The following is a 26,650-nucleotide window of genomic DNA, read 5'->3' as shown; positions in this document are numbered from 1 at the left end:
GTGTTGCTTGATGAGTAACCCCGCTGAAAAGCCCGAGGTCGTGCAGCTGCCGGCCGAGCCGGTGAGCGCGCCATCGGCGAGCAGCCGAAGGGCTGCGGCGCAGCGGGTGCGCGAGGCGCGCGACAAGTTAACGTCGACCAGTGGAACCCGGCCGGCGTTCGACGCCGAGATGCTGGGGCAATACGCCCAGACGCGGTTGTCGGCCTCCTATGTCGTGATGCTCCTCGTGGTGGCGACCGGGCTGCTGTTCGGGTTATGGATGCAGCCGATCCCGGCCGCGGCCTGGACGGTTGGCATGCTCTGCATCCACAGCGCCATGATCCGCAGCTGCCGGCGCTTCCTGACCGAGCCCGCCTCGCCCGCGGCGACGCGCGCATGGCGGACACGCTTCGTCGTGCTCGACCTGCTCTATGGCCTGTGCTGGATGGCGATTCTGATCCATCCCGTGCTCGACATGGTCACGGAAACGCTGATGATGTTCTTGATGCTGCTTGTGATCGCAGTATCGAGCATGCTCGCGGCCAATCTGCCGATCGCAGCCCTTGCCGCCACCGCACCGGTCGCGGTTGCGATGGCGCTGAGCTTCGTGACGACCGGATCGCTGGACAATTACATCCTGGCAGCGCTGGCGCTCGCCGCCGAAGGCTATTTCGTCCTGCTGGCGCACCGCCTGCACTCCTCCACCTTCGCCACGCTGGAAGCGCGTGCGGAAAAGGACGCGCTGATCGGCGAGCTGGAGCAGGCCAAGGCAATCTCGGACGAAGCGCGCCACCGCGCCGAAGCCGCCAACGTCGCCAAGTCGCGCTTCCTCGCGCAGATGAGCCATGAGCTGCGGACGCCGCTGAACGCCATCCTCGGCTTCTCAGAGGTGATGAAGAGCGAGATTTTCGGCGCGCATGCGGTGCCGGTCTACAAGGAATATTCCGCCGACATCCATAATTCCGGCGTGCACCTGCTCAACCTCATCAACGAGATCCTCGATCTGTCGCGGATCGAAGCCGGCCGTTACGAGCTCAACGAGGAAGCGGTATCCCTGGTCGGCATCGTCGCCGATTGCCATCATCTGATGAAGCTGCGTGCCTCGAGCCGCGGCATCACCATCCGCGAAGTGTTCGAGCAGGCCATGCCGCGGCTCTGGGCCGACGAGCGCGCGATCCGCCAGGTCGTGCTCAACCTGCTCTCCAACTCCATCAAGTTCACCCCACAGGGCGGCGAGATCTGGCTCAAGGCCGGCTGGACAGCCTCCGGCGGACAATATCTCTCGGTGAGGGATTCCGGCTCCGGCATTCCCGAGGACGAGATCCCGGTCGTGCTCGCCTCGTTCGGCCAAGGCTCCAGTTCGATCAAGTCGGCTGAACAGGGCGCCGGCCTCGGCCTGCCGATCGCCAAGAACCTGATCGACCTGCACGGCGGCACGTTCACGCTGAAATCGAAGCTGCGCATCGGCACCGAGGTGATCGTCACGTTCCCGCCGGAGCGGGTGATGAGCGCGCTTGCCCCACTCTCGGACGATTCTCCGCCGCTCCAGCCGGAGAGCTCCGTTGTGCCGGACGAGAAACGCCGGCCGCGGCACAAGCCGATCATGAGTGCTGGCACAGGCTCTTAACGAGATGCTTGCAGACATGCCCGATCATCCCTCACTATGTCCGTATGAGCAAAGAAACGCCGTGCGTCGCCGTGTGCATGATCGATCCCAAGACCAAGCTGTGCTTCGGCTGCGGCCGCACCTTGCCCGAGATCGCACGCTGGCACGCCATGGAGAGCGCGGACCGGCGCGCGATCATGGCCCTCTTGCCGGAGCGCATGACGGAAGCTGGACTGGTGCCGATCGTGGGATCCCCAAAGCACGTCTGATCCGCCTGCGTACCCTTGGAGGCGCGCGATGATCCGCTTCCTGCTCGTCCTGATCATGCTCGCCGGCACGGCAGGTGCCGTCGTCGCCTATGGCGATCCCGACCAGATCGCGCGCGCCAGCCACAAGGTCTCGCATATTTTTCGTGCACAAGCCGCCTCCCCGGCGCCGGCCGTGCAAATCCCGCGCGGCCAGGGCGGCGAATTCACGCTGCGCGCGAAGATCAACGGCGTCACTGCGCCGATGGTAATCGATACCGGCGCGACATCGGTGGTGCTGACCTGGGAAACCGCCAAGGCGATCGGGCTGCCGCTCGAGATGCTTGAATACGACGTCGATCTCGAGACCGCGGGCGGCCACACCAAGGCGGCCCGGCTCACGCTCGACCGTCTCGCCGTCGGCAAGCTGGTCGAGAAGTCGGTGCCAGCCCTCGTCGTGCAGCGCGGCCAGATGAAGACCAATCTGCTCGGCATGAGCTTCCTTGACCGCCTGGAAAGCTGGGGCGTCCGCGCCGACACGCTGATGCTGACAGGGTATCCGGAGCTGCAGGCCAACCACCGTCGCGCGCGTACGGCGGTCGACTAGCTCACTTAGGCCGCCTCAGCCGGCGCGCGGGGGGCTCCGACAAACGTGATCGCCTCGCGTAGCACGTCGAGACCGGCGCCGGGCTTCACACCCTGCTCAGCCAGATGCCGACGGAACGCGCGCGCGCCGGGCACAGCGTGAAATGCGCCGACGAAATGCCGCGTGATCGCGTGCAGCCGCGTGCCGTGCGCGAGTTGCTCTTCGATGTAGGACATCATCGCCTCGAGCGCGTCCTGCATGGTGGCGTGCGGCACCGGCCCGCCGAAGATTTCGCGATCGACCGTGAGCAGCCGCCACGGTTCCTGATAGGCGGCGCGGCCGAGCATCACGCCGTCGACATGGGCAAGATGCGCCTTTGCCTCGTCGACGCTCCGAACACCGCCATTGATGATGACGGGCACATCGGGCATCGCGCGCTTGAGCCGGTAGACGCGATCATAGTCGAGGGGCGGGATGTCGCGGTTCTCCTTCGGCGACAGGCCGTTGAGCCAGGCCTTGCGGGCGTGTACGATCAACGCATCGCAGCCTGCGGCGACCACCGCCCGCGCGAGCGCATCGAGCGCGACCTCCGGATCCTGATCGTCGATACCGATGCGGCACTTCACCGTGACGGGAACGGCGACCACGCGCTTCATCGCGTCGACGCACCTCGCCACCAGCTCCGGCTCGGCCATCAGGCAGGCGCCGAAACGGCCATCCTTCACACGATCGGACGGGCAGCCGACATTGAGATTGATCTCGTCATAACCAAAGTCCTCGCCGATCCGTGCCGCCGCCGCGAGCTCGCGCGGATCCGATCCGCCGAGCTGAAGCGCAACGGGGTGCTCGACCGCGTCGAACCCAAGCAGCCGCTCCCGGTCGCCATGAATCACGGCGCCGGTCGTCAGCATCTCGGTATAGAGCAATCCCCGCCGCGTCAGGTGACGATGGAACACCCGGCAATGCCGGTCGGTCCAATCCATCATGGGCGCACAAGAGAATTTCCAGTGTAAAGCATTCATTTCGTTAATCTATTCCGCCTCTACCCAATCCCATAGCGGACTGGTCCGATGGGAAATCCGGCGCGACCGAGCCTTGATATATTGTGTTTCTTTCTGGGATCCTATCCCCCGGTTGGAAGCCGAAACGCGCAATCGGCATCCTAAGTGCACACATAGTGCACACGAAAACCCGAGTGCACACGGACGGCGGCGTCCATTCAGTCGCCTCAGAAAATTGGCCGCCTTGTCGCCGGAGCCATTTCTTTCTCCATTCTCGTTGCAACGCGAGCGACACAAAGAAAACGCCAAGAACGACGCACGTTCAACCGAAACCAAGAATCGGCTTTGGCAAGGAAGTCAACGTTGATCCAACGCTGCGAGCGTAAGTCACATGCACCCCAACGTGCACGCAATTGAGGAAAAGCCTCAACAAAGCGTGACGGACATGATGAACCTGGATCACACACCCGGCCAATCCGACGGCGTCACATAATGGGCTCGTCCGAGCCGGCGCCTGGGACGGACAGGAAAATAGCCGCCTAACGCCTCATAAAAGAAGCCGTGTCCGAGGACACGGCAAGTTTCAGGGAGGGTGAACCGGGAAAACTCCCGATGCATGCGTGAGGCGGGGCCCCCGGCCGATCATCCGCCGGAGCGCGATCGAAAAACTCAGCAGCCGTTCGCAGCCGCCTTCACCATTTCAACGCAGCCGTGCGCACGGGATGGTCCCACAGCGCGGTTGTCTCAGCATCGAGCAGGCTGACAGTGAGCGAGCACCCGGCCATGTCCAGAGAGGTTACGAAGCTGCCGACCAGCGAGCGAGCGATGCGCAAACCGCGCTTCTCAAGCCTCCGACGCGCCGCATTGTACATCAGGTAGAGCTCGATTGTGGGCGTGCCGCCAAATCCATTGACGAGCAGGAGCGCCTCGGCCCCGTCGCGCGCGTCGAGATCCTGTGTGATGGCCGTCGTCATCTCCTCCGCGATCGCATCAGCCCGCTCCAGCTTGACGCGGCGGCGTCCCGGTTCGCCGTGAATACCGACGCCCATCTCCATCTCGTCCTCGCCAAGCGAAAAGGTTGGCGTGCCCGCGGCCGGCACCGTGCAGCTCGTCAGCGCCACGCCCATCGAGCGCGTGCACGTATTGACGCGCTCGCCGAGTGCAACGCAGGTCTTGAGGTCGGCGCCCGTCTCGGCGGCCGCGCCGACGATCTTCTCGACGATCAGGGTGCCGGCCACGCCGCGGCGGCCGATGCTGTGGATCGAATTCTCGACCGCGACGTCGTCATCCGTGACGATGGTCGCCGTGCGGCCCTCGGCAATCTCGGCCGCCATCTCGAAGTTCATGCGATCGCCCGCGTAGTTCTTCACGATGAAGAGCACGCCGGCGTCTCCGGCGACGCCTTGCGCCGCCTCCACGATCTGATCCGGCGTCGGGGAGGTGAAGACCTGTCCCGGGCAGGCCGCATCCAGCATGCCGTAGCCGACGAAGCCCGCATGCAGCGGCTCATGCCCGCTGCCTCCGCCCGAAACGAGGGCGACCTTGCGCGGATTGAGGTCGCGGCGCCTCACGAATTTGCGCCGCGCCCCGAGCGTCACGAGATCTGCATGCGCAGCCGCAAAGCCGTCCAGGCTCTCCGCGAGCACGCCGTCGACCGAGTTGATGAACTTTTTCATTGTCTCCTCCCCCCTCCGTCCCTTTGCGCCTCGCGGCTATTTTTCTCGCATGATGGCAACGAGACGCCGCGCGAACTCCTGCAGCAGCGCGTCCAGCTCGGCGTTCTGCTTGGCACTGCCGAGGTCCGGCAAATGCAGCGTCAAAGTCCGTTCATGCGAGCCTTCTGTCAGCCGCCCGATCCGGCGCGGGTGCGCGCGCGCATAGGCGCGCAGGAAGGCGGCCTTGGCCGGCGGCGGGAAATGGCAGACATCGAAGATCGTGTTGAGATGCTGCACGGGGATCGGCACTGGATAGGCCGGATTGCTGATCTGGCTGACGAAGCTGCGGTTCTTCCCCATCGCGTGTGCAAGGCGTAGCCGCATGCCCGACGGACGGCTCTCCAGCACCTCCTTGAAGATGCGCTTGTAGACCGCGACAGCGCCGGCCTCGGCCGGCTCTTCGATCGCCGTGTCAGCCAAGTGCGCCTCCACTGCTCAACCGGTCGATGGTCTGCTTGATCTGCGCAAGCGCCGCGGCGTTCACGGACAGCTCGCGCAGGCCGCAGTTCAGGAGCGCAGGGACGCAGCGCGGATCGCTGGCCATGTCGCCGCACAGGCTGACGCTGGGGCCGGCGCGCCGGCCATGCTCGGCGGTCCGCGCGATCAATTCGAGCACAGCCGGATGCAGAGGATCCATCAAGGGGGCCAGAGCTCCGTTCGAACGATCGCAGGCCAGGACATATTGCGCCAGGTCGTTCGAGCCGATCGAGAAGAAGGCTGCCTTGAACGTCGCAATCGCCAGGGCCGCTGCGGGGACCTCGACCATGATTCCCAACTCGGGCAGCATTGCGGCTATGCCCTCGGCCCGCAAGCGCTGCACGATGTCAGCAAACAGCTTCCGCCCGGCCTCCAGCTCGTCCGCCGAGGTGACCATCGGGAACATGACCTTGAGGTTGCCGCGCACGGCCGCGCGCGCCAGGGCGCGGAGCTGGACCGCGAAGATCTCGGGGCGAGCCAGGCAGAGCCGCAAGCCGCGGAGCCCGAGGAAGGGATTGGCCTCGCCTTCGATCGTGAATCCCGCCACCGGCTTGTCGCCGCCGGCATCGAAAGTGCGAATCGTCACTGGGCGCGGACCGGCCCAGCGCATGACGGCATCATAGGCTCGAAACTGCGTCTCCTCGTCAGGCAGGCCGCCCCGCTCGCTGAGCAGGAACTCGGTTCTCATCAACCCGATGCCGTCGGCATATTGCGCATCGGCGTGGTCGAGATCCTCGACGCGCTGGATGTTGATCAAGAGCTTAATCCGCTCGCCGCGCCAGAACGCCGTCGGCCGCCGCAGGATCGCTCGGGCCGACGCCCTGCTCTTGCGGTGCATCTCCCGCCGCTTCTCGAACAGGCGGAGCTGCTCGCCACTGGGATCAAGCTCAAGGGTCGCCCCTTCGCCGTCGAGCAGCGCCATGGTTCCGGCGTGAGGGATGGCGCCGAGCTGCACGACCATGGGAATGCCACGCGCACGGGCCAGCATGGCGACGTGGCTCGTGGGACTGCCGCGCAAGAGCGCCAGACCGCCGCCGTCGGACCAGTCGATCTCCAGAAATCGCGAGGGCGGAAGATCATCGGCGCAAACGATCGCACCGCCCGGAACCTTCAGGGGCAGGCCCGCGCCTCCGCGCAGGACATTGATCACGCGGTCGCGGAGGTCAGCGAGGTCGGAAGAGCGCGCCTTGAGATATTCGTCCTCTGCCGAATTGTAGTCCGCGATCTGCGCGTCGAGCGCCGAACGCCAGGCGACATCCGCCGCATTTCCCTCGCCGATGGATGCGAAAATGGTCTCGATGAAATCCTCGTCGTCCAGGAGCGCGACTTGGAATTCGAGAATCTGCGCGGCTTCGCCGCCGGCGACCCCGGCCAAATCAGCGATCTGCCCGCTTGCCGTCTCAATCGCAGCACGAAGAGCAAGCGCTTCTTCAGCCAGGTTACCCGCGACACGCTCGCCACCGGCATCAGCGTCGACCCGGACGAACGGACCATGGGCAAAGCCAATCGAGGCGGTCCTGCCGCGGTAGGCCAGTCCGTTAGCGCCGCCCTGCATGCTATGACGCCTCGTCGGAAAAGTCGGTTGCGATCAGGTTGACCAGCGCCTCGACCGCAGCCTCTGCATCGCTGCCGGAAGCCTTGATCTCGATCGTGCTGCCGTGCGCCGCGCGCATCGCCATGATTTTGGCCACGCTCTTGGCATTGATCCAATCCGGAGCACCCGCGACCCGGACCGAAATGTGCGCCTGGAACCTCTTGGCGAGCTTGGTCAGCTTGACCGCCGGGCGCGCATGCATGCCGACCGCGTGCACCAGCCGCACACTGCCGTTGAAGATCTGTTCGTCCGCTTTATCCAGCATCGTCATATTCCGTCATCGCTTCGCCGGCATCTCAGTCGGCAGAGAGTTCCTCGGCCACGGCCTTCACCTGGGCCAGCGAGCTGCCGCCTGCCGCCTCGGTCGCCGCCATCACGGCGCCCTCCACGATCGGCGCGTTGCATACGACAACGAGATCGCGCCGTGCGGGCTCCAGCATTTCGACCGCCATCTCGCTGTTGGTTTCGGCGCCGCCAAGATCGACGAGGATCGCGACGCCCTTTGTGGACCAGGCATTATTGATGGCGTCGATGATCAGGGAGACGCTGGTGCCCAATCCGCCGTCCGGATTGCCGCCACAGAAGGCCACCTTGACCTCGCTGCCGACCATCTGCCGCACCATGTCGGCGGTGCCCTTGGCGATATCCTTTGAATGCGAGACGATCACGATACCCACAGTGTCGGTCATTGTTGTCCCTCCAAGCTCGCGCAGACCGCCTGCACGAGTACGCAGCTCGAACGTGCCCCGGGATCGACATGTCCGACGCTGCGCGGTCCGAGGAACGACGCTCGCCCCTTGGTGGCCTGCATCGGTGCGGTCCGCTCGACCGCTTCGGCCGCGGTGGTGCGGACCCGCGCGATCAGATCCGGTTGGCCGGCCGCCATCCTCAACGTTTCCAGGACTGGAACAAGCACGTCGAGCATTGTCTTCTCGCCGGCCTGCGAGCGCCCCCGCGCGCTCACCGCATTCACGCCGCTACCAAAGACATCCGCAAGATCGTCCGGCAAGTGCCTGTCATGCGAGAGCGCTTCGCCCGCGGCAAGAAAGAAACTGCCGTAAAGCGGCCCGGAGGCGCCTCCCACGGTCATCACCAGGGTCTTGCCGATCATCTTCAGCGCCTCGTCCAGCGGTTGCGCCGAGATGGCATCAAGCTTGCCGAGCACTGCCTCGAAACCGCGCTTCATATTTGTCCCATGGTCACCGTCGCCGATCGCCTGATCCAGGGTCGTGAGTTCCGGCGCGCTCGCGATGACCTGCTCTGCGGCCACCTTGACCAGGGTCTTGATCGTCTCGGGTTGTAGCGACATCGAGTTGATCCTCTAGTGAACCATTGCAGGGATGCGTTGTCCCGCGCGATCGAAACAGAGCGGATGCACCAGGTGCAGTTCGACTTCCTGGCCGGACTGAAGTGGCTGGCGCGGATCCGCAAGCGTCACCAGCATCTCGCCCTTATAATCCAGGTGAACGTGATTCTGCTCACCGAGGTGCTCGACGCGGTGCACCCGGCCGACCATCCGTCCTCCATTGCGCGCAGCGATTTGCAGATGCTCGGTTCGGATGCCGACCGTCTCCGTTCCCGGCGGCACCGGCACGTCAGACAACAGATGGGCCGGAAGGAAGTTGATCTGGGGCGAGCCGAGGCGCGAGGCGACGTAGCTGCTCGACGGGCTTTCGTAGATCTCCCGCGGCGTGCCGCACTGAAGAAGCTGGCCGTCCCTGATCACGCCGATCCGGGATGCCATGGTCATGGCCTCGACCTGATCGTGGGTCACGTAGAGAATAGTTGCGCCAAGTTCGAGCTGGATCCGCTTGAGCTCAAGACGAAGCTCCGCTCGGAGCTTCGCATCCAGCGACGACAGCGGCTCGTCCATCAGGTAGATCGAGGGATCGCGAACCAGCGCGCGGCCGATGGCCACCCGCTGCATTTCGCCGCCGGACAGGCGGGTTGCACGGTTGTTCAGCTTGCTTGCGATATGCAACAGCTCCGCTGTCTGCTCGACGCGCTTGCGGATAATTGGCTCGGGTACGCGCCGCGCGGGGGAGCGCAACGGAAACGCCAGATTGTCATAGACCGTGAGGTGCGGATACAGCGAATATTGCTGGAAGACAAAGGCTATATCGCGTGATCCTGGCGGATCGTGCGTCACATCGCGGCCGTCGATCATGACCGAGCCGGCGTCGGGGGTCTCGAGCCCGGTGATCAGCCGCAACGTCGTGGTTTTTCCGGCACCGCTCGGCCCGAGCAGGACCAGGAATTCCCCATCATTCACCGCCAGCGATAGTTCGCGCACGGCCTCAACCGTGCCGAAGCGCTTGCTGATGTTGCGCAGGATGACGTCAGCCACGGCGCGCGCTCCGTTCATTGGCGGTCCGAATAGCCAAACCGCTGCCGACATCGAACAGCGCGAGCCTCTCGGAGTGGAATTCAAGACCTACCGTCTCGCCGATCCGCACCGACGCGCTGGAGGGCAGCCGCGCCGCGACGCGTCCATGCGCCGTGTCGACGGTGACGATCTGCGTGGTGCCGAGATATTCGGCGCCGAACACCTCGCCGCGGACGGGTGCCGCGTCGGCAAAGCGAATGTGCTCCGGACGTATCCCGAGCGCCAGCGGTGCGCTCGCACGATCCTCGCGGATCTCTGGGACTTCGACGCTGACGCTATGGAAGGCGACAGCCCGATCCCCCGACCGCAGGCCGCTTTCAAACCGGAGGAAATTCATCGGGGGCGAGCCGATGAAATCGGCTACGAACATGCTGGCGGGCCGGTCATAGACCTCTTGCGGCGAGCCGATCTGTTCGATGCACCCCTTATTCATGACCGCGATCCGATCCGCCATCGACATCGCCTCGAGCTGGTCGTGCGTCACGTAGACCGTAGTTGCACCGATGCGATCATGGAGGTCACGGAGCTCGCCGCACATCAGATGCCGAAACTCGGCGTCGAGCGCCCCGAGCGGCTCGTCCATCAGAAAAGCCTTCGGCCGCCTGACCATGGCACGCCCCAGCGCGACCCGCTGCCGGTCGCCACCCGACAGCTTTGACGTCTTGCTCGACAAGAGATGCTCGATCCGCAAAAGCCGCGCCGTCTCCTGCACGCACTCGCGAATCTCGCGCCTCGCCATGCCCTGGCACTTCAGCGGAAAGCCGATGTTTTCGGCGACGTTCATGTGCGGATAGAGCGCGAAGAGCTGGAAGACGAAGGCGATGTCGCGCGCGGCGGCGCGCCGGAACGTCACGTCCTCGCCGTTGAGCATGATCTTTCCATCGGTCGGCAACTCGAGGCCGGCGATCATGCGCAACGTGGTGGTCTTGCCGCAGCCCGACGGGCCGAGCAGCGCAAAGAAGGCGCCGTCGTCGATGGTGAAGTTCGAGCCTTCGACGGCCGTGAACTGATCGAACGACTTGCGCAAGTTTTCGACGCGGATTTGTGCCATAGCTGCCGCCCTATTCCGGAAAATGGCTGACGATGACATAGCCAACCGTGCCGGCGAGGATCGTCACGAAGGAATAGCTGTACAGATCGATCGACCACGGCTGCACCAGCATGATGATGCCGCCCCCGATCAGGGTCATCGCGCCGGCCTCCCAAGGCCCACGAAGGAACCAGCGACACATTCCGCTTTTGGCAACCGCAGAACCGCTCATTTGCGCACAGCTCCGAAGGTGATGCCGCGCAATAGATGCTTGCGCAACAGCACGGTGAACAAGACGATCGGTATGACGAACAGCGTGGTCGCCGCAGCAACCGCCGGCCAGTCTTGCCCGCCCTCGCCGATGATGAAGGGAATGAAGGGCGGCATGGTCTGCGCCTCGCCGCTCGTCAGGAGAACTGCGAAAGCATACTCGTTCCACGAGAAGATCAGACAGAAGATTGCGGTTGCCGCAATTCCCGTGACGGCCTGCGGCAATACGACCTTGCGCAGCGCCTGCAGCCGCGTATAGCCATCGACAAGGGCGGCCTCCTCGTATTCGCGCGGGATCTCGTCGATGAACCCCTTGAGCAGCCAGACCGCGAGCGAGACGTTCACGGCGGTATAGAGCAGGATCATTCCGAGCCTGGTGTCGGTCAGGTTGAGCTGCCGGTACATCAGATAGATCGGGATCGCCACGGCAACGGGCGGCATCATGCGCGTCGACAGGATGAAGAACAGGAGATCGTCTGCCAGGGGAATGCGGAAGCGCGAGAAGGCGTAGGCTGCGAGCGTGCCGAGAAAGACGGCCAGGAAGGTCGAGCCGAACCCGATGATCAGCGAGTTGACGAAGCGCGGCACGACCTTCGACGGTCCGGCAATGACCATGTCGCGCTGTCGCACGAGCTTGTCGTACCACGTCTCCGGCGGCGGCAGCTTGGCGATGAAATCCGGCGTCTGGCGGGTGCGCACCGTAAAGAGGTTCACGTAGCCTTCGAGGGTCGGCTCGAAGATCACCTTGGGTGGATAGGCGATGGCGTCGCTCTGCGACTTGAATGCGGTGGCGACGATCCAGAGCAGCGGCAGGATCGTGATCACCGCATACAGGATGACGAGACCGCCAGCTACAATCTTTGCGCGCGGCGAGGCTTCGACGATGGAGTGAGCGGAAGACTTGGTGAGGACAGCGGTCATCGTTGCTTCACCTTGTTGAGCGCTTTGACATAAATGTTGGCGGCACCGAACACGGTGACGAACAGGATGATGGCGAGCGCGGAGGAATAGCCGGTGCGCCATTTCTCGAACGCCGCGCGCTTCAGCGTGATCGATACGAGCTCCGTGGTAGATCCCGGCCCTCCCGACGTCAGGAGATTCACCATGTCGAACATCTTGAAGTTCTCGATCGCGCGGAACAGCACCGCGAGCATCAGGAACGGCACCGTCATCGGCAGCGTGATCGACCAGAACTGCCGCCAGGCCGAGGCGCGATCGACTTCGGCCGCCTCATAGATGTAGTCGGGAATGGAGCGAAGCCCGGCGAGGCAGATCAGCATGACGTAGGGCGCCCACATCCAGGTGTCGACGAGCACGATGGTCCAGGGTGCGAGCGAGACCTGGCCGGTCATGCTGAACGAACTCGGCGGCACACCCGTGAACAGGCTGATCAGGTAGTTGAACGGACCGATCTGCGGCTGCAACAGCAGCGTCCAGAAGTTGCCGACCACCGCGGGCGACAGCATCATCGGCAGCAGGATGATCCTGGTCCAGAAGCTGTGGCCGCGGAACTGGCGGTTGATCAGCAGCGCGAGGCCAAACCCGATGATCACCTGCAGCGTCACTGACCAGATCACGAATTGCGCCGTGGTCTGGAGCCGGAACCAGACGTCCTCGTCGGTGAGGATGTCGGTGAAATTGTCGAGCCCGACGAACCGCAGCGGCAGATAAGACATGCTGAGGTTGAGGCTGGTGAAGGACAACCGGATCATCCACACCAGCGGAAAGATGTTGATCGCCAGCAACAGCGCGATCGTCGGCGCAACGAACAGCCAAGCGATGGTCCGGTCCGACAGGCCGCGGACGCGCCGCGTGGCACGAGATTTGGCGGGCTCGCTCACGCCGGGGATCATAGTATCATCGGGTTGAAGGATCGTCGTCATCTGGTCCATCGGCTGGCTGGTTCGGCTTCCCCGGGATACACCCGGGGAAACCGGTTCAGTTGATGCGAGCGCCGCGCCTATTGCGACGCGACCTGCTTGCCCTGCTCCTTGAAGACCTTGGTCCAGTCCTTGACCAAGAGATCGAGCGCCTGCTGCGCCGTGCCCTTGTCGGCAACGACGTAGTCATGCACCCGCTTCTGCATGTCGAGCAGCAGTTGCGCGTAGGACGGCTCGGCCCAGAAGTCCTTGACGATGCCCATCGACTCCAGGAATTGTGGTGCGAATGCCGCGCTCTTCGGGAAGTCGGGCGCATCGACCACCGCCTTCAGGGCCGAATAGCCACCGAGCTGCCACCATTTCTGCTGCACGGCAGGCTGCGCGAACCACTTGATGTAGGCGAGCGCGTCGTCCTTGCGGTCGGAGGTCGCCACCACCGAGATGCCCTGTCCTCCGAGCTGGGTGAAGTGTCCGTTCGGACCGGCCGGGTTGACGAAGAAACCGATCTTGTCGCCACCGACATTCGGATCCTTGTACAGGCCGGGGAAGAAGGCGAACCAGTTCATCTGCATCGCCACCTGCCCGGACTTGAAGGCGTCCAGCCCCTCCTGCATGTAGGCATTGGTCATGCCCGGCGCGGTGCAGCACTTGTAGAGCTCCTTGTAGAACTCGAGCCCCTTGGCCGCTTCCGATGAATTGACGACGCTCTGCATCTGGTACGGCTTCTTGGGATTGTCGTAGCTGAAGCCGTAATTGTAGAGCACGTTGGTCACGCCCATGGTGATGCCTTCGGAGCCGCGCTCGGTGAAGATGTAGGCACCGTAGACCTTCTTGCCGTCGATCTCGCGGCCCTGGAAGAACTCAGCAACCTGCTTCAGCTCGTCATAGGTCTTCGGCGGCGCCAGGTCGCGGCCATACTTGGCCTTGAACGCGGATTGAATTTCGGGCCGCGAGAACCAGTCCTTGCGATAAGCCCAGCCTACCGCATCGGCCATAGCTGGCAGCGCCCAATAGTTCGGCGAGTTCTTCGGCCACTGCGAGTAGCCGACGACCGTCGCCGGGACGAAGTCGTCCATCGATATCTTCTCCTTGTCGAAGAAATCGTTGAGCTTGACGTACCACTTGTTCTCGGCGGCGCCACCGATCCACTGGCTATCGCCGATGATCAGGTCGCAGAGCTTGCCGTGGGAGTTGAGCTCGTTGAGGAAGCGATCGGCATAGCTCGTCCACGGGACGAACTCGTATTTCATCTCAATGCCGGATTGCTTGGTAAAGTCCTTGCCGAGCTCGACCAGCGCATTGGCCGGATCCCATGCCGCCCAGCACAGCGTGAGCTGCTTCCCCTGAGCTGCGGCTTCGCCTCCGCCAAATATCCCCAGCAGCGCCGTCCCGAGGACCGTGGTTGCCGTCGAGCTTCTTAGCCAATTGAATGTCCGCATATCCGTTTCCTCTCTCGTTGAAGCATCTAACCCGCTCGGCGCTCCCTGCCGGAAAGACGCCAAGATCCTGAAACCGAGTTTGAGGAGCGATGAGTGGAGAACGAGACTGACCATTTCCGGAAACGGGTCCGGAAGGGCTTGGGCTCCTCCCACACATCGGCTCGATGCGTGATGTTTAGGTTTTTTGTAGAACTAAACGTATTACTAAATTTTGGAAGCCGTCAAGCCGGCTTGTCGTTAGCCTGGCGAAAAGATTCGCGACGTTCGCGCGCGCAAGCGGGATGTTCGCAGCGCAGCAAAATGCCTGGCTTTTGTCGGAAGCTTCGATTGCCGATCTGACGCCGCGGAGCAATCCAGCTGCCCGGATAACCGGCGAGCCAGAAGTTGGCCATCGCCAAGCATGTTTAGCAAATGGCTTTACTGAACGTTCAACAAAGCGATCAAGAGCGTGAGCGGTCTCCTCATCGGCCGAAACCTGCTGTCGCCGCGGACCACACCTGTTTCGCCCCAGAAACGACCTCGCCAAAGCGCAGCTAACCCAATCGAACTCAAGCAATGGGCGCAGCAAGTTCGACCAGCGGGGCTGCACGGAGCGGGATGAGAGGGTGGCGCCTCATGTTTCCGCCAACTGATGCTGATCGTCAGCACTCACCTATCTCGCTGCCCTCGGAAACAATGGACGTGCTCTTTCCGCTGACCCGAGGCAGCCCAATCTCATCTCACGAGGTCTGCTCACATTGGCTGTGACGAGATTTTTCTTGATCTCCCGGTGCACACGTCGTGCACACGCCGTCTCTTAACCACCTGAAAATATTGAACTCTCGTTCCAGTCCATCATCGGAGCCACAGAAAAGCGATAGTCTTGCGATTTCAAGCTTTTACCATGTCTTCTTTGCATTCGCTCCCGTTACTATTTCCGCGAAAATAGTATAGCAGCAGGGTGGCGCGCGTGATCGCAGGCGCCCACTACCAGAACGAGCTATCGCCTCTGGGGTCAGTACATCACGCCGTCGAGCCGAATTGATAGAGCGCCGAAAAAACGTGCGTCAGTCTCGCCGCGGGCCTGCGGCCGACGCCTTCGTCAGCGCGGGACGACGGCCGTCGCTTCGATCTCGATACGCGAGGATGGCTCGACGAGACGCACGATCTGCACCAGCGCCATGCTGGGGTAATGGGTGCCAATGACCTCGCGATAGACTTTGCCGAGCGCTTTCAGGTTCGACACATATTCGTCCATGTCCACGACGTACCAGGTCAGGCGCACGAGATGGTCCGGCCGCGCGCCACCCTCTGCCAGGATCGCGACGATGTTTTCGAGCGTCTGGCGGACCTGCGCAACGAGTCCGTCGGCAAATCGCCCGGCGACGTCCCAACCGACCACACCACCCGTCACGATGAGTCGTCCTTCAGCCATGACGCCGTTCGCATACCCCTTCGGCTGCGGCCAGCCGCTGGGCTGAAGCAGTTGCAGACCACGCGTCGCGGGGACTTCCGGCTTTCTGCTCGTATTCATGCCTAGTTCTCAATCCCTTCAGCGCGGCTTCAACAACTCGCGGGCGACAATCAATTTCTGGACCTCGGTCGCGCCCTCGTAGATGCGCAGCGCACGGATTTCGCGGTAGAGACTTTCGACGACCTCTCCCTTGCGCACGCCGCGGCCGCCGAACATCTGGACGGCACGGTCGATGACGCGCTGCGCGGTCTCGGTGGCGGTCAGCTTCGCCATGGCAGCTTCGCGCGTCGTCTGAAGCTTCTGCACATCGCGGCGCCAGGCCGCGCGGTAGGTCAGCAGCGCCGCGGCGTCGGTGTCGGTCGCCATGTCGCCGAGCGCGGCTTGTGTCAGTTGAAGATCCCCCAGCGTCGCACCGAACATGTTTCGGCTGCGCGCATGCGACAATGCCTCGTCGAGCGCGCGACGGGCAAAGCCGAGGGCTGCGGCGGCGACCGATGCGCGGAAAATATCCAGCGTCTGCATCGCAAGCTTGAACCCGCCGCCGGGCGCGCCGAGCCGACGGCTCGCGGAAACCCGGCAATTGGTGAAGCGCAACGTCGCTAGCGGGTGCGGCGCGATGACGTCGATGCGCTCGGCGATGCTAAAGCCGGGATCATCCGGAAAGACGACGAAGGCCGAAATGCCGCGGGCGCCCGGCGCCTCGCCCGTTCGCGCAAACAGCGTATAGACGTCGGCAATGCCGCCGTTCGAGATCCAGGTCTTCTCGCCGTCGATGACGTAGTTGTCGCCGTCGGCCCGCGCCGTGCAGGACATCGCCGCGACGTCCGATCCCGCCTCCTTCTCGGACAGCGCGAAGGCTGCGAGCCATTCGCCGGAACGCACTTTCGGCAGCACGGCCTTGCGCAGCTCCGCCGAGCCACCTAGTGCAATCGCTCCGGAGCCGAGCCCCTGCATAGCGAAAGCGAAATCGGCGAGGCCGTCGGCATAGGCAAGCGACTCGCGCGACAGGCAGATCGAGCGGGAATCGATCGACGTCGCATCGCCATCGGGCGCTGCGACCGCGCAATCGAGCAACCCCGCCTCACCCATCGCGCGCACAAGCTTGCGACAGGCACCATCCACATCATTGTGATCGATCTTGTCGAGGGCTCCCGACTGCACGAAGCGGTCGAGCGCCTCGCCGATCGCATGATGGCGGGGCTCGAAGAACGGCCAGTCCAGCCATTCGCGCCGGATCATCTTTACCACCGAGTTCATCCGATCCCTCCTCCGCTCACTGCGCGGCCACAGCAGCGGCGCGCGCCAGATTGGTTTCGTATTGTCCCTTGGCGGACAGATATTGCTTCGGCCAGTTGACCGCCGTGATGCCGATGCGCGCGGCTTCGTGCAGCGTCCAGGCCGGGTCGGCGAGATGCGGCCGCGCAATCGCGCAGAGGTCCGCGCGGCCGGCCGCGAGAATTGAGTTGGCGTGATCGGCCTCGGAGATCGCGCCGACTGCAATCGTCTCGATGCCGACTTCGTTGCGGATCAGATCCGCGAATGGCGTCTGGAACAGGCGGCCGTAGATCGGTCGTTCCTCCTTCCAGACCTGTCCCGAGGAGCAATCGATCACGTCTGCTCCCGCCTCCTTGAACATCACAGCGAAGATCGCAGCGTCCGCCGGCGTGTTGCTGCCTTCGGTCCAGTCATGGCAGGACAGCCGCACCGACATCGGCCGATCTGATGGCCACGCCGCGCGCGTCGCCCTGAACACCTCCAGCGGAAAGCGCGCACGATTTTCGTGGTTACCGCCATATTCGTCAGTCCGCCGGTTGGTCAGCGGCGAGAGGAAGCTCGACAGCAAATAGCCATGGGCGCAATGAAGCTCGAGCCAATCGACACCGGCGTCGGCAGCACGGCGCGTTGCGGCGACGAAATCGTCGCGGACGCGGTCCATGTCGCTGCGGTTCATTTGCCGCGGCACCTGGCTGTGCGGCAGATAGGGCAGCGCGGAAGCCGAGATCAGCGGCCAATTGCCTGAAGCCAGCGGCTGGTCAATCCCCTCCCAAGCGAGCCGGGTCGATCCCTTCCGCCCGGCATGGCCGAGCTGGATGCCCACCTTGGCGTGTCCGAGGCTATGGATCAGATCGACCAGCCGGCGCCATTGCGCCGCTTGCTCATCGTTCCAGAGCCCGAGACAGCCCGGCGTGATCCTGGCGTCCGGTGAGACGCAAGTCATCTCGGCAAAGATCAACGCGGCGCCACCCATCGCGCGCGCTCCGAGGTGGGCGATGTGGAAATCGTTGATGAGCCCGTCCTTCGCCGAATACATCGCCATCGGCGAGACCATGATGCGGTTGGCCAGCGTGAGGCCGCGCACGCGGTGCGGCGTCAGCATCGGCGGCGGTACCCGTTCGCCGTCCTCGACGGCGATGCCCGAGCGCGCGGCAAACCATCGCTCGAATCCTTCCAACCAGGTACGGTCGCGCAGGCGCAGGTTTTCATGGCTGATGCGCTGCGAACGCGTCAGCATCGAATAGAAGAATTGCGGCGGCTCGAGCGTATCAGCATAGCGCCGGCCGACCACCTCGAACCATTCCATGGCATTACGCGCGGCGTTCTGGATGCGCGCCACGTCGACGCGGCGCACTTCCTCGTAGGCCTCCAGCACGGTCGGGATGCCGTCTCGACCGTGACCATGGCGATCGAACTGGTTGGCGAGCTCGATGGCGTCGTCGAGCGCGAGCTTGGTGCCCGACCCGATGGCGAAATGCGCGGTGTGCGCGGCGTCTCCCATCAGCACGACATGGGAGCGTCCGTTGAACACGCTCCATTTGCCGCAGATCAGACGGCTGAAATTGAGCCAGGCCGAGCCGCGCAGATGGCGGGCATTGGTCAAAAGCTTCGCACCGTCGAGCGTCTCGGCAAAGATCTTTTCGCAGAAATCGATCGACCCCAGCTGATCGAGCTCGCCCAGCCCGTGAGCATTGTAGGCTTCTTCCGTGGTCTCGACGATGAAGGTCGAGGTCTCCGCATCGAACTTGTAGATATGTGCCTGGAACCAGCCGTGCTCGGTCCTCTGGAAATCGAACGTGAAGGCGTCGAACGCTTTCTTGGTGCCGAGCCAGATGTAGCGGTTCGGCCGGATCACCATGTCCGGCTGGAACTGTTCGGCATGGCGGGCGCGAATCCTGGAGTTGACACCGTCGCAGGCGACGATCAGGTCGGCGTCGGGGAATTCGAGATCGGACTCCACCTCACGCTCGAACGCGAGCTCGACACCCAGAGCCTCGCAGCGCCTCTGGAGAATGTTGAGCAGATGCTTGCGACCAATGCCGATGAAGCCGTGACCGGTCGTGCGCTGGCGCGTCCCCTTGAAGACCAGCTCGATGTCGTCCCAGTGATTGAAGGCGTTCTCGATCTCGGCCGCGCTCTCGGGGTCGGCAAGGCGCATCGCAGACATCATGGCATCGGAGAACACCACCCCCCAGCCAAACGTATCGTAGGGCTTGTTGCGCTCGACGACCGTGATGACATCTTCTGGATGTCGACGCTTCATCAGGAGGCCCAGATAGAGGCCGGCCGGCCCGCCGCCGATACAGACTATGCGCATGATCCCTCGCTTTCGCGCGTCGCGCCGAGCTCTCACCCAAATCATTTTAAGTATAAAATATTTCCTCGACGCGTGCCTTGTCAAGGCGGTTCTGCAAAGCCCCGGAGGGCATGCCCCTCAGCGCGGCACCAGTCCTGAAATTCAGTGTAAATCGGACAGACGGCGGCGCCGGTTCCGGATCCCTCGGACCCAGCCTTGAATTTACTTTTGGCACGAACTATCTTGCCAATGTTCACGAGAGCTGCGCCAGCTTTCACAAGCCACGAAGCCCGGGAGATTCGATTGGCACTCGCGAAGGAGTCCACGCCTGTTTCGACCAGGAATGAGACGGATCAGGAGGCTGAGTACAGGGCTCAAACACGCCTTTGGCTCCGACTGCTCGCCTGCACGACCCTAATCGAAGGCGAGTTGCGGCGCCGGTTTCGCGAAGAGTTCGACTTCACGATGCCCCGCTTCGACGTTCTCGCCCAGCTCGACCGCGAACCAAGCGGACTTGTGCTGGGAGAGCTGCCCAAGCGCCTGATGGTCTCGGCCGGGAACCTCACGCCAATCGTCGACCGCCTCGTCGCAGATGGATACATCACCCGCACGGCGTCGAACCTCGACCGGCGCGTGCAGATCGTCTGTATGACGGTCGAAGGTCGCAAGATCTTCAGGCGAATGGCCAAGAGCCACGGCGCATGGCTTGCCGAGCTGCTGGCGGATTTCCCGGCAGATCGGTTCGATGGATTGATCGGCGAGCTCGACGAACTCAAGGCCGCCGTCAGGGACGCCTTGCAAAAACCTTAAGCGAATACAACCTCAGCGTCGTATCTTCACTCCGGCCGCTTCGCGATCCCATGTATCCGTAGTGATGCCGGCATCGCGCAGCACGCCCTTCTTGACCTTGCCGTTCTCCGTCAGCGGCATCTGACTGAGGATTCGCACATAGCGCGGAATGGCGAAATAGGCGATCTGCCCTTCGCAATGCCTGACGATGTCGACGGGCTGTAGCACGTGGCCCGGTTCCAGCAGAATTGCAGCAGCAACTTCGTCCTCACCCAACTCCGACGGCAGCGGGTAGATCGCGCAGGCAGCGACCGCGGGATGCGACTGGATGGCCTGCTCGACCTCCCACGAGGACACGTTCTCGCCACGCCTGCGGATGGAATCCTTCATGCGATCGATAAAGCGATAATGCGCGTCGGAATCGCGAACGACCCGATCGCCTGAGTGGAACCACAGATTTCGCCAGGCCTCCACTGTCTTCTCCGGCATGCCGAAATAGCCGGACGCGAACGCAAAGGGTTCTCTCGCGCGAAGCACGAGCTCGCCGGCCTCTCCGTCAGCCAGCGCGGAATCATTCTCGTCGACGATCCGCGCCTCGATGCCTTCGGCCAGATAGCCCATCGTCCCCGGCCGATCGGAGGGAATCGTGCCGGCGAACACAAAATTCGTCTCGGTCGAGCCGTAGCCGTCGACCAGTGGCACGCCAAATCGCTCGCGGAACGGGCCGTGGATTTGCGGCGGCACGCCGCCGCCAAGCGCGACACGAAGACGATGCATGGACTCGTCTGCGCTCTTCGGCTGCGCCAGGAGCATCGACGCCATCGCACCGAGCAGATAGCCGACCGTCGCATTGTGCTGTCGCGCGGCAGCCCAAAAGCCGGAAGCAGAGAATTTCGGCTCGAGCACGTACGTGCATCCGTTCAGCAGCGCCTGATAGAACGCATTCAGCGCGTTGGTGTGGAACAGCGGCAGCGTCGTGAACAGCACATCGCCCTCGCGGATTCCGAGCGCCCGCGCCGAATAGATACCCCACCAGAACAGCTGCGCCTGCGGACAGCACACACCTTTCGCAGGTCCCGTGGTGCCCGACGTATAGAGGATCGCAACGGTATCACCGGGACGCACGGCGCCCGCCGGGACTGCGGCGCCAAGAGGCGGCAGCGAGACCGCGGAAAGCCTGGCATCAATTGCGTCGGCGGCAGCTCCGATGATCCAGGTCCGAGGCGGCAGCTCGACACCCGCCTCGACACTCTCGACCGCGCTAACGAACTGAGCCTCGACGACGAGAAGCGCGGGACGCGAGTTGCGGAAGATGTGGGACAGCTGGAAGCCGCGCAACGCCGTATTGATCGGGACCGCAATCGCCCCTAGCCACCCACAGCCGAGATAGACCTGCAAGAACTCCGGACGGTTCGAGCACATCAGCGCGACCCGATCGCCCGGCTTGATCCCGGCATCAACCAGCGCCTGGGCCGACGCGGCCGCGATCGCCGCCGCCTGTGCAAAGCTCCAGCGCGCCTCTCCGGCAACGAGCAGAAGGCGATCGTGGTAGCGCTCCGCCTGCCGCGTGAGCATCGTCGAGAGGATGCGCTCAGACGGCGGAAAGGACGCCATCGCGCGCTCCCAGGCAGGCGTCACGTTCTCACCGCCGATCACGTCGGTGATGTTCGCTGGCTCCATTGCGACCATGCTCGCACCTCAAGGCAACAACTTGTACTTGCCATCCTCGATCTGGACCATGATGCGCGAGCGATCGTCGACTCCATGCCGGTCCGCCGGCGTGTAGGTGTAGATGCCCTGCGTCCCGACGACCTCCTTGGTGGTGAACAGCGCCTGGCGAATCGCGGTACGGAACTCAGGTGAGCCTGGCTTGGCACCGGTCGCCATCGCACGCTTGGCGGCGTCGGCGAAGATCAACCAACCGTCGAAGGAATAGGACGAGAATGAATCCGTCGGCGCCTCGCCGTTGGCCTTTTCAAAGGCCAAGCGGAAATCCAGGGCGACCTTCTGGATCGGATTGCTGGCCGGAAGCTGCTCAGCCGCGGTCACAGGTCCCGTCGGGCACATGATGCCGTTGGCGGCTTTGCCAGCCAGACGAAGGAAATCGGCGCTGATCAGCCCGTGATTGCCATAGAGCGGTCCCTTATATCCACGCTCGGACAGAGCGATGACCGGCAGCGCGCCTGGCGTGCCCGTGCCGCCGAGCATGATGGCGTCGGGACGCGCGGAGAGCGCGCGCAGCACCTGGGCCGTCACCGAGGAGTCCGACCGGGCGTAGCGTTCGTTGGCGATGACCTTGATGCCGGCGGCCTTCGCACTCTGCTCGAGCGAATTGTACATGAGATCGCCGAACGCATCGGAGAAACCGATGAAGGCGACGGTCGTCAGGCCCTTCGCCTTCATGTGGTCGACGATTCCTTGCACCAGAAGCGGCGTCGGCTGCGGCGTCTGCACGACCCAGGGACCGCCGTCGCCTGATGGCACCGGTGCGATCGGCGACACCGCGATCATCGGAACCTTCATCTCGATGGCTGCGGTCGCCATCGCGAGCGTCTGGGGAGCGCCGGACGTGCCGATCAGGATATCGACCTTCTCCTGCTCGACCAGCTTGCGCGCATTGCGTGCCGACGCGGTCGGATCAGAGCCGTCGTCGAGCTGGATGACCCGCAGCTTCTCGCCGCCGATTTCGCCGATATAGGCCTGACCTGCCGCGATCCCCTTCGCGTTGGGAATACCGATCGATGACACCGGCCCGCTGAGGCCGGTAACGAATCCCACGAGAATCTCGGCCTGCGCGAATTGCGGACCGGCAAGCAGCAATGCCGTGGAAGCCACCAGGCTCTTGATCAAGTTCATGGCACCTCTCTTTCGGGAAAATTTCTTGTTCTGATTGGCAAGCGCCATGGACTGGGCTCAGGTCGACGACACCAGAGCGATGACTCGAAGCGGGCTGCCGGAGCCGTTCTGGATCTTCAGTGGCGAAGCCACGATGACGACGCCGGTGGCCGGAAGCTGATCCAGGTTACACAGGCATTGCAAGCCGTAGCGGCCCGCGCCGTGCAGGAAGTGATGCGCCGGATAAGGCGGCTCGAAGTGTCCGGCCTGCCCCGCATCCGTGCCGATGGTTTCGGTGCCGAAACCGATGACACCGCGCTCCTCCACCAGCCACTTCATCACCGCCGGGTTCGGGCCCGGCGTATGCGCGCCGTCGTCCCCGAGATTGGAGTAGTCGCGCCAGCCCTTCTTCGACCAGTCGGTCCTGAGCAACACCCAATTCCGCTGGGGGATACGGCCGTGCCTGGCTTCCCAGGCTTCGACAATCGGGACGGTCAGCAGGAAATCGGGATCCTGCGCCGCCTGCACCGAGCAGTCGATGACACAGGCCGGTGCGATCATGTCCTTGGCCGGCATCGTGTCGACGGCATTGTTCGGCAGGTTCTTGCCGGTGAACCAGTGAATCGGCGCGTCGAAATGCGTGCCGGTGTGTTCGCCGAACGTAACGTTGTTCCAGTACCAGGCCGGACCGCGACCATCGTATCGCGATATCTCCTGGATGCGGACAGGCGCGGCCTGGCCGAACTCCGGCGGGAGGACGATGACCGGAAAGTCCGGACTGAGTGTAAAGGTCAGATCGACGACGCGCACCGCGCCGGAAGAGATCGCACTCGCCAGCTCCAGGAGACCTTTGCTTTGCATCGTCACGTCCTCCAGCTCGGTTGAAATCCGCTTGTTATCTGTCGAGCTCGCGCTCGAGCGCTTTCGGATTGGCCGCGAGACGTTGCCGGATCTCCTCGGCGACATCTCCGACATACATCTCTTCGAGCCCGTTCCTGAGGCCCGACACGATTGCCTGCGCGATCACGCGCGGCGCGACTTTCGGCGGCGGCACGGTCTGGAACCATTCGGTGTCGGCAGGGCCGGTGAACAGGTTCATCACCCGGACCCCGCCGGGCCGCAGCTCCGCGCGCAAGCAATGCGACAACGACAGACAGGCGGCCTGCGAGGCCGAGTAGGCGCCGAAGGCAGGCCAGTTCGCCAGTGCATAGACCGAGAGAATATTGACCCACGCCGCGCTGCTGTTGATACCGTCGGCACCGCGCGTCCGCATGGCCGGGCCAAAGGCTTGAGCGAGATTGATGAAGCCGAGATAGGCCTGATCGATCTCGTCGCGTGCAATGCTCGTGCCCCTGCGGTCGAGCAGGCCGCCCGGCCGGACATATTCCGTCGTGTTGACGAGAATATCGACCTTGCCGCCGATGTCAGCCGCAACATCGGTAGCCGATTTTTCGTCAGCCGCATCAAGAGTCACGATCTCGATCCCGTCCTGACCGCGCAGCCGCTCCTCGCCGGCGAACGGTCGCCATGGTTCGGCAATGCCGACGAACACCGTCTTGGCGCCCGCCGCTTTCAAAGCGGCGACGGCTTCCTGACCGATGACGCTGCGGCCGTTGGTGACGAGCGCGCGACGGAATTTCGGATCGGCCGTCATTTCCCGCCACTGCCTGTCGTCTGCCATGTTGGGAGTCTCCGCTTCGGGATGGGCAAAGGCCACCGCCTGGCCGCTCTTGTCGAGTTGCAACGACATCCTGACGGCCGCACCCTCTGCGCAGTCGGCATGGAGATGTGCGACGATCGTCGGACCGCAATCCATCTTGATGAGGCCGATCCGCCACGGCGCCCGTTCGCGGAAATAGACGTCGCTCGGCACCCGTGCCGTTGTCTCGGCAAGCAGTACACCTCGCCGCGGCGCATCGACGAAAGCGAGGCCGGCCGAAAGACAGGACGGGCAGGCTTCGCGCGCCGGATAGGCAAAGGCGCCGCAAGCCTCGCAGCGCTGCAGCATAAAGCGGCCTTCGGCGGCTGCGCGCGTGAACCCGTGCGACATCCTGCTGCGCGGTCGCGGTGGCGAGGCCGGTAGCCGCGTCCGCAGCAGCGGGTTCTTGCGCCGGGACGGCTTGATCGGCTCAATCATCGCGAAGGTCCAGCAAGGATCGCGGCACCCGAGGCGAGACCACGATCATAGTTGATCATACCGAACCCCGAGGCCAGAGCGAGGCTCGCATTCCTAACCTGCGTGGGACCGGCAATGCCTAGAACCTGCCGCAGCCCTTCAACGAGACCGAGATAGGCGCCGGCGGCACCGGCCTGCCCGACCGAGAGCTGTCCGCCCGAAGTGTTGTGCGGGAAGTCGCCGTCGATTGTGAGATCGTGTTGGCGCACGAACTCAGCGCCCTCGCCCTTGTTGCAGAAGCCGAGATCCTCGAACTGCATCATCGTGATGACGGGATAGTCGTCATAGGTCTGCACGATATCAAGATCTTCGGGCTTCACGCCGGCCATCGCATAGAGCTCGCCGACGTCCATCGCCCAGCCGCCGCGCACCTGCATCGGATCGTCGGCAAAAGCGTTATGCCGCTCGATCGTCGACAGCAGTCGTGCGGCTGACAGCCCCAGCGAGGCTGCGGTCTCGTCCCGCATCACGAGGAAAGCCTCGGCGCCAGCGCATGGCATCACGCAATCAAACAGATGGATGGGATCGGAGATTGGCCGAGCCGAGAGATACTGCTCCATCGTCAGCGGCGCTTTCATCAGCGCGTGCGGATTGCGCAGAGCATTGGCGCGCTGGGCAACTGCGATCCTGCCGACATCCTCACGAGTCACGCCGAACGTCCGCATATAGTTGCGCGCAATCAGGGCAAAGCTGGCATTGGCGCCGCCCGCGCCGTAAGGATAGACGGCGTCCTGATTGAACCGCGAGAAATTCTCCAGCGTCAGCCTGAACGAGTCGACGTGATTGGTGTCGCCAGCGACGCACGCCACGATGTCGGCATCGCGCGCCTGAACCGCGCGCGCCGCCTTGCGCAGCGCCGCGATGGCGCTGGCACCGCCGAGCGGGATCGTGTCCAACCACCGGACGCAGATCCCGAAATGCTGCGTCAATCCGATGCCACTGTCCGTGCCCATGGTGAAACTGGAGACGCACAGGCCGTCGATGTCGGAGGCCTTGATGCCGGCCTGCGCAACGAGCGCGCTCAGCGCCCGCCCGATCCACCACTGCGCGCTCTCGATGGAGTAGCGCACATAGGGAATCGTGACGGGAGCCGCGATCACGACGTCGTCGTACGGTCTGCGCAAACTAATGGTCACCGACCGCCCTCGTTCATCCGCCTCAGACCACCGTCAGTTTCACGTCAATATTGCCGCGGGTTGCGTTCGAATAGGGGCAACGCTCATGCGCGCCGGCAACGACCTCTTCGGCCACAGCCTTCTCGACACCGGGCAGGTTGACCTTCAGCTCGACAGCGATCGCATATCCGACGGGCACCGGCCCCATCGCAACCTTCGCGGTCACGGACGGCTCGGCAGAGGGCACCACCTTCCGCGTGCGCGCAACGAGCTTGACCGCGCCGAGAAAGCAAGCGGCATAGCCGGCAGCAAAGAGCTGCTCGGGATTGGTGCCTTCGCCACCGGGACCACCCATCGATTTCGGCAAGGACAGGGACACCGACAATAGACCGTCAGCGCTGGCGGCCTTGCCATCCCGACCACCGGTCGCCGTCACCTCGGTCTCGTACAGGATCTTTTCGGGGATCATCACGACTTGTTCTCCAGGAACGGGGTTTCGAGGA

At 63.6% G+C, this 26,650-nt stretch carries 26 protein-coding genes; 4 read left to right on the top strand and 22 right to left on the bottom strand.

The features are described from left to right. The first annotated feature begins 10 nt into the window (after window positions 1-10). From HZZ16_RS02320 to HZZ16_RS02310, 3 genes are read left to right on the top strand one after another with little or no spacing between them, the layout of a single operon-like run. A complete protein-coding gene (locus HZZ16_RS02320; RefSeq protein WP_197946887.1) occupies window positions 11-1,606 on the top strand; it encodes a sensor histidine kinase in 1,596 nt (531 codons plus the stop codon). Window positions 1,607-1,650: 44 nt separating this feature from the next. Beyond that, window positions 1,651-1,854, top strand: a complete 204-nt coding sequence (locus tag HZZ16_RS02315; protein ID WP_197946886.1) for a DUF1289 domain-containing protein — start codon at window positions 1,651-1,653, stop codon at window positions 1,852-1,854. Between the two features lie 28 nt (window positions 1,855-1,882). Then, window positions 1,883-2,437, top strand: coding sequence for a TIGR02281 family clan AA aspartic protease (locus HZZ16_RS02310; protein WP_197946885.1), 555 nt, complete (start codon window positions 1,883-1,885; stop codon window positions 2,435-2,437). A 5-nt stretch (window positions 2,438-2,442) separates the two neighbouring features. Here the strand turns inward: HZZ16_RS02310 and dusA are convergent, their stop codons facing one another. The 16 genes from dusA to HZZ16_RS02230 all read right to left on the bottom strand — a co-directional run bounded on the left by dusA (window position 2,443) and on the right by HZZ16_RS02230 (window position 19,253). Beyond that, entirely contained in the window at window positions 2,443-3,438 is a 996-nt protein-coding gene (dusA, locus tag HZZ16_RS02305; protein WP_197946884.1) for a tRNA dihydrouridine(20/20a) synthase DusA, read from the bottom strand. Window positions 3,439-4,109: 671 nt separating this feature from the next. Beyond that, window positions 4,110-5,093, bottom strand: a complete 984-nt coding sequence (dhaK, locus tag HZZ16_RS02300; RefSeq protein ID WP_197946883.1) for a dihydroxyacetone kinase subunit DhaK — start codon at window positions 5,091-5,093, stop codon at window positions 4,110-4,112. Window positions 5,094-5,129: 36 nt separating this feature from the next. Further along, window positions 5,130-5,552, bottom strand: a complete 423-nt coding sequence (locus HZZ16_RS02295; RefSeq protein ID WP_197946882.1) for a hypothetical protein — start codon at window positions 5,550-5,552, stop codon at window positions 5,130-5,132. Next, a complete protein-coding gene (gene ptsP / locus HZZ16_RS02290) occupies window positions 5,545-7,164 on the bottom strand; it encodes a phosphoenolpyruvate--protein phosphotransferase (RefSeq protein WP_197946881.1) in 1,620 nt (539 codons plus the stop codon). Before ptsP ends, HZZ16_RS02295 begins: the two co-directional genes overlap by 8 nt. A 1-nt stretch (window position 7,165) precedes the next feature. Further along, window positions 7,166-7,468 (bottom strand): HPr family phosphocarrier protein, encoded by a 303-nt coding sequence (locus HZZ16_RS02285; RefSeq protein ID WP_246509916.1) that lies wholly within the window; start codon window positions 7,466-7,468, stop codon window positions 7,166-7,168. A gap of 31 nt (window positions 7,469-7,499) precedes the next feature. Continuing rightward, window positions 7,500-7,892, bottom strand: coding sequence for a dihydroxyacetone kinase phosphoryl donor subunit DhaM (gene dhaM / locus HZZ16_RS02280; RefSeq protein WP_197946879.1), 393 nt, complete (start codon window positions 7,890-7,892; stop codon window positions 7,500-7,502). Further along, window positions 7,889-8,512: a dihydroxyacetone kinase subunit DhaL gene (dhaL, locus tag HZZ16_RS02275; protein WP_197946878.1), complete on the bottom strand. Its 624-nt coding sequence runs from the start codon at window positions 8,510-8,512 to the stop codon at window positions 7,889-7,891. Before dhaL ends, dhaM begins: the two co-directional genes overlap by 4 nt. 12 nt (window positions 8,513-8,524) lie before the next feature. After that, entirely contained in the window at window positions 8,525-9,550 is a 1,026-nt protein-coding gene (locus HZZ16_RS02270; RefSeq protein WP_197946877.1) for an ABC transporter ATP-binding protein, read from the bottom strand. Further along, window positions 9,543-10,640: an ABC transporter ATP-binding protein gene (locus HZZ16_RS02265; RefSeq protein ID WP_197946876.1), complete on the bottom strand. Its 1,098-nt coding sequence runs from the start codon at window positions 10,638-10,640 to the stop codon at window positions 9,543-9,545. The genes HZZ16_RS02270 and HZZ16_RS02265 overlap by 8 nt, the downstream gene beginning before the upstream one ends. A gap of 10 nt (window positions 10,641-10,650) precedes the next feature. Next, window positions 10,651-10,779 (bottom strand): hypothetical protein, encoded by a 129-nt coding sequence (locus HZZ16_RS38235; protein ID WP_371419431.1) that lies wholly within the window; start codon window positions 10,777-10,779, stop codon window positions 10,651-10,653. Between the two features lie 68 nt (window positions 10,780-10,847). Continuing rightward, window positions 10,848-11,810: a carbohydrate ABC transporter permease gene (locus tag HZZ16_RS02255; protein ID WP_197946874.1), complete on the bottom strand. Its 963-nt coding sequence runs from the start codon at window positions 11,808-11,810 to the stop codon at window positions 10,848-10,850. Beyond that, on the bottom strand, window positions 11,807-12,742 hold the full coding sequence (locus HZZ16_RS02250) for a carbohydrate ABC transporter permease (RefSeq protein WP_246509951.1): 936 nt from the start codon (window positions 12,740-12,742) through the stop codon (window positions 11,807-11,809). Before HZZ16_RS02250 ends, HZZ16_RS02255 begins: the two co-directional genes overlap by 4 nt. 107 nt (window positions 12,743-12,849) lie before the next feature. After that, window positions 12,850-14,208, bottom strand: coding sequence for an ABC transporter substrate-binding protein (locus HZZ16_RS02245; RefSeq protein ID WP_197946872.1), 1,359 nt, complete (start codon window positions 14,206-14,208; stop codon window positions 12,850-12,852). Between the two features lie 1,081 nt (window positions 14,209-15,289). Next, a complete protein-coding gene (locus HZZ16_RS02240) occupies window positions 15,290-15,721 on the bottom strand; it encodes a RidA family protein (RefSeq protein ID WP_197946871.1) in 432 nt (143 codons plus the stop codon). 18 nt (window positions 15,722-15,739) lie between these two features. Further along, entirely contained in the window at window positions 15,740-16,918 is a 1,179-nt protein-coding gene (locus HZZ16_RS02235) for an acyl-CoA dehydrogenase family protein (protein ID WP_197946870.1), read from the bottom strand. Between the two features lie 16 nt (window positions 16,919-16,934). Next, a complete protein-coding gene (locus HZZ16_RS02230) occupies window positions 16,935-19,253 on the bottom strand; it encodes a bifunctional salicylyl-CoA 5-hydroxylase/oxidoreductase (protein WP_197946869.1) in 2,319 nt (772 codons plus the stop codon). A gap of 282 nt (window positions 19,254-19,535) precedes the next feature. Between HZZ16_RS02230 and HZZ16_RS02225 the strand changes: the two genes are divergently transcribed. Continuing rightward, window positions 19,536-20,042 (top strand): MarR family winged helix-turn-helix transcriptional regulator, encoded by a 507-nt coding sequence (locus HZZ16_RS02225; protein WP_197946868.1) that lies wholly within the window; start codon window positions 19,536-19,538, stop codon window positions 20,040-20,042. Between the two features lie 12 nt (window positions 20,043-20,054). On the opposite strand, the gene HZZ16_RS02220 is transcribed toward HZZ16_RS02225, so the two are convergent. Genes HZZ16_RS02220 through HZZ16_RS02195 form a run of 6 tightly spaced genes read right to left on the bottom strand, consistent with a single transcriptional unit; the run spans window position 20,055 to window position 26,616 of the window. Then, a complete protein-coding gene (locus HZZ16_RS02220; RefSeq protein WP_246509915.1) occupies window positions 20,055-21,701 on the bottom strand; it encodes an ATP-dependent acyl-CoA ligase in 1,647 nt (548 codons plus the stop codon). An 18-nt stretch (window positions 21,702-21,719) separates the two neighbouring features. After that, on the bottom strand, window positions 21,720-22,877 hold the full coding sequence (locus HZZ16_RS02215; RefSeq protein ID WP_197946866.1) for an ABC transporter substrate-binding protein: 1,158 nt from the start codon (window positions 22,875-22,877) through the stop codon (window positions 21,720-21,722). 57 nt (window positions 22,878-22,934) lie between these two features. After that, window positions 22,935-23,717, bottom strand: coding sequence for a cyclase family protein (locus HZZ16_RS02210; protein ID WP_197946865.1), 783 nt, complete (start codon window positions 23,715-23,717; stop codon window positions 22,935-22,937). 34 nt (window positions 23,718-23,751) lie between these two features. Beyond that, window positions 23,752-24,993: an SDR family NAD(P)-dependent oxidoreductase gene (locus HZZ16_RS02205; RefSeq protein ID WP_197946864.1), complete on the bottom strand. Its 1,242-nt coding sequence runs from the start codon at window positions 24,991-24,993 to the stop codon at window positions 23,752-23,754. Next, window positions 24,990-26,168, bottom strand: a complete 1,179-nt coding sequence (locus tag HZZ16_RS02200) for a thiolase family protein (RefSeq protein WP_197946863.1) — start codon at window positions 26,166-26,168, stop codon at window positions 24,990-24,992. The genes HZZ16_RS02205 and HZZ16_RS02200 overlap by 4 nt, the downstream gene beginning before the upstream one ends. A gap of 22 nt (window positions 26,169-26,190) precedes the next feature. Beyond that, the gene (locus HZZ16_RS02195; protein WP_197947261.1) at window positions 26,191-26,616 is read right to left on the bottom strand and encodes an organic hydroperoxide resistance protein; all 426 of its coding nucleotides are present in this window, start codon (window positions 26,614-26,616) and stop codon (window positions 26,191-26,193) included. Window positions 26,617-26,650 lie beyond the last annotated feature (34 nt).

Origin of the sequence: Bradyrhizobium glycinis (assembly GCF_016031655.1) — a bacterium.
Lineage (GTDB): Bacteria > Pseudomonadota > Alphaproteobacteria > Rhizobiales > Xanthobacteraceae > Bradyrhizobium > Bradyrhizobium glycinis.
This window is presented reverse-complemented; position numbering and strand designations above follow the sequence as displayed.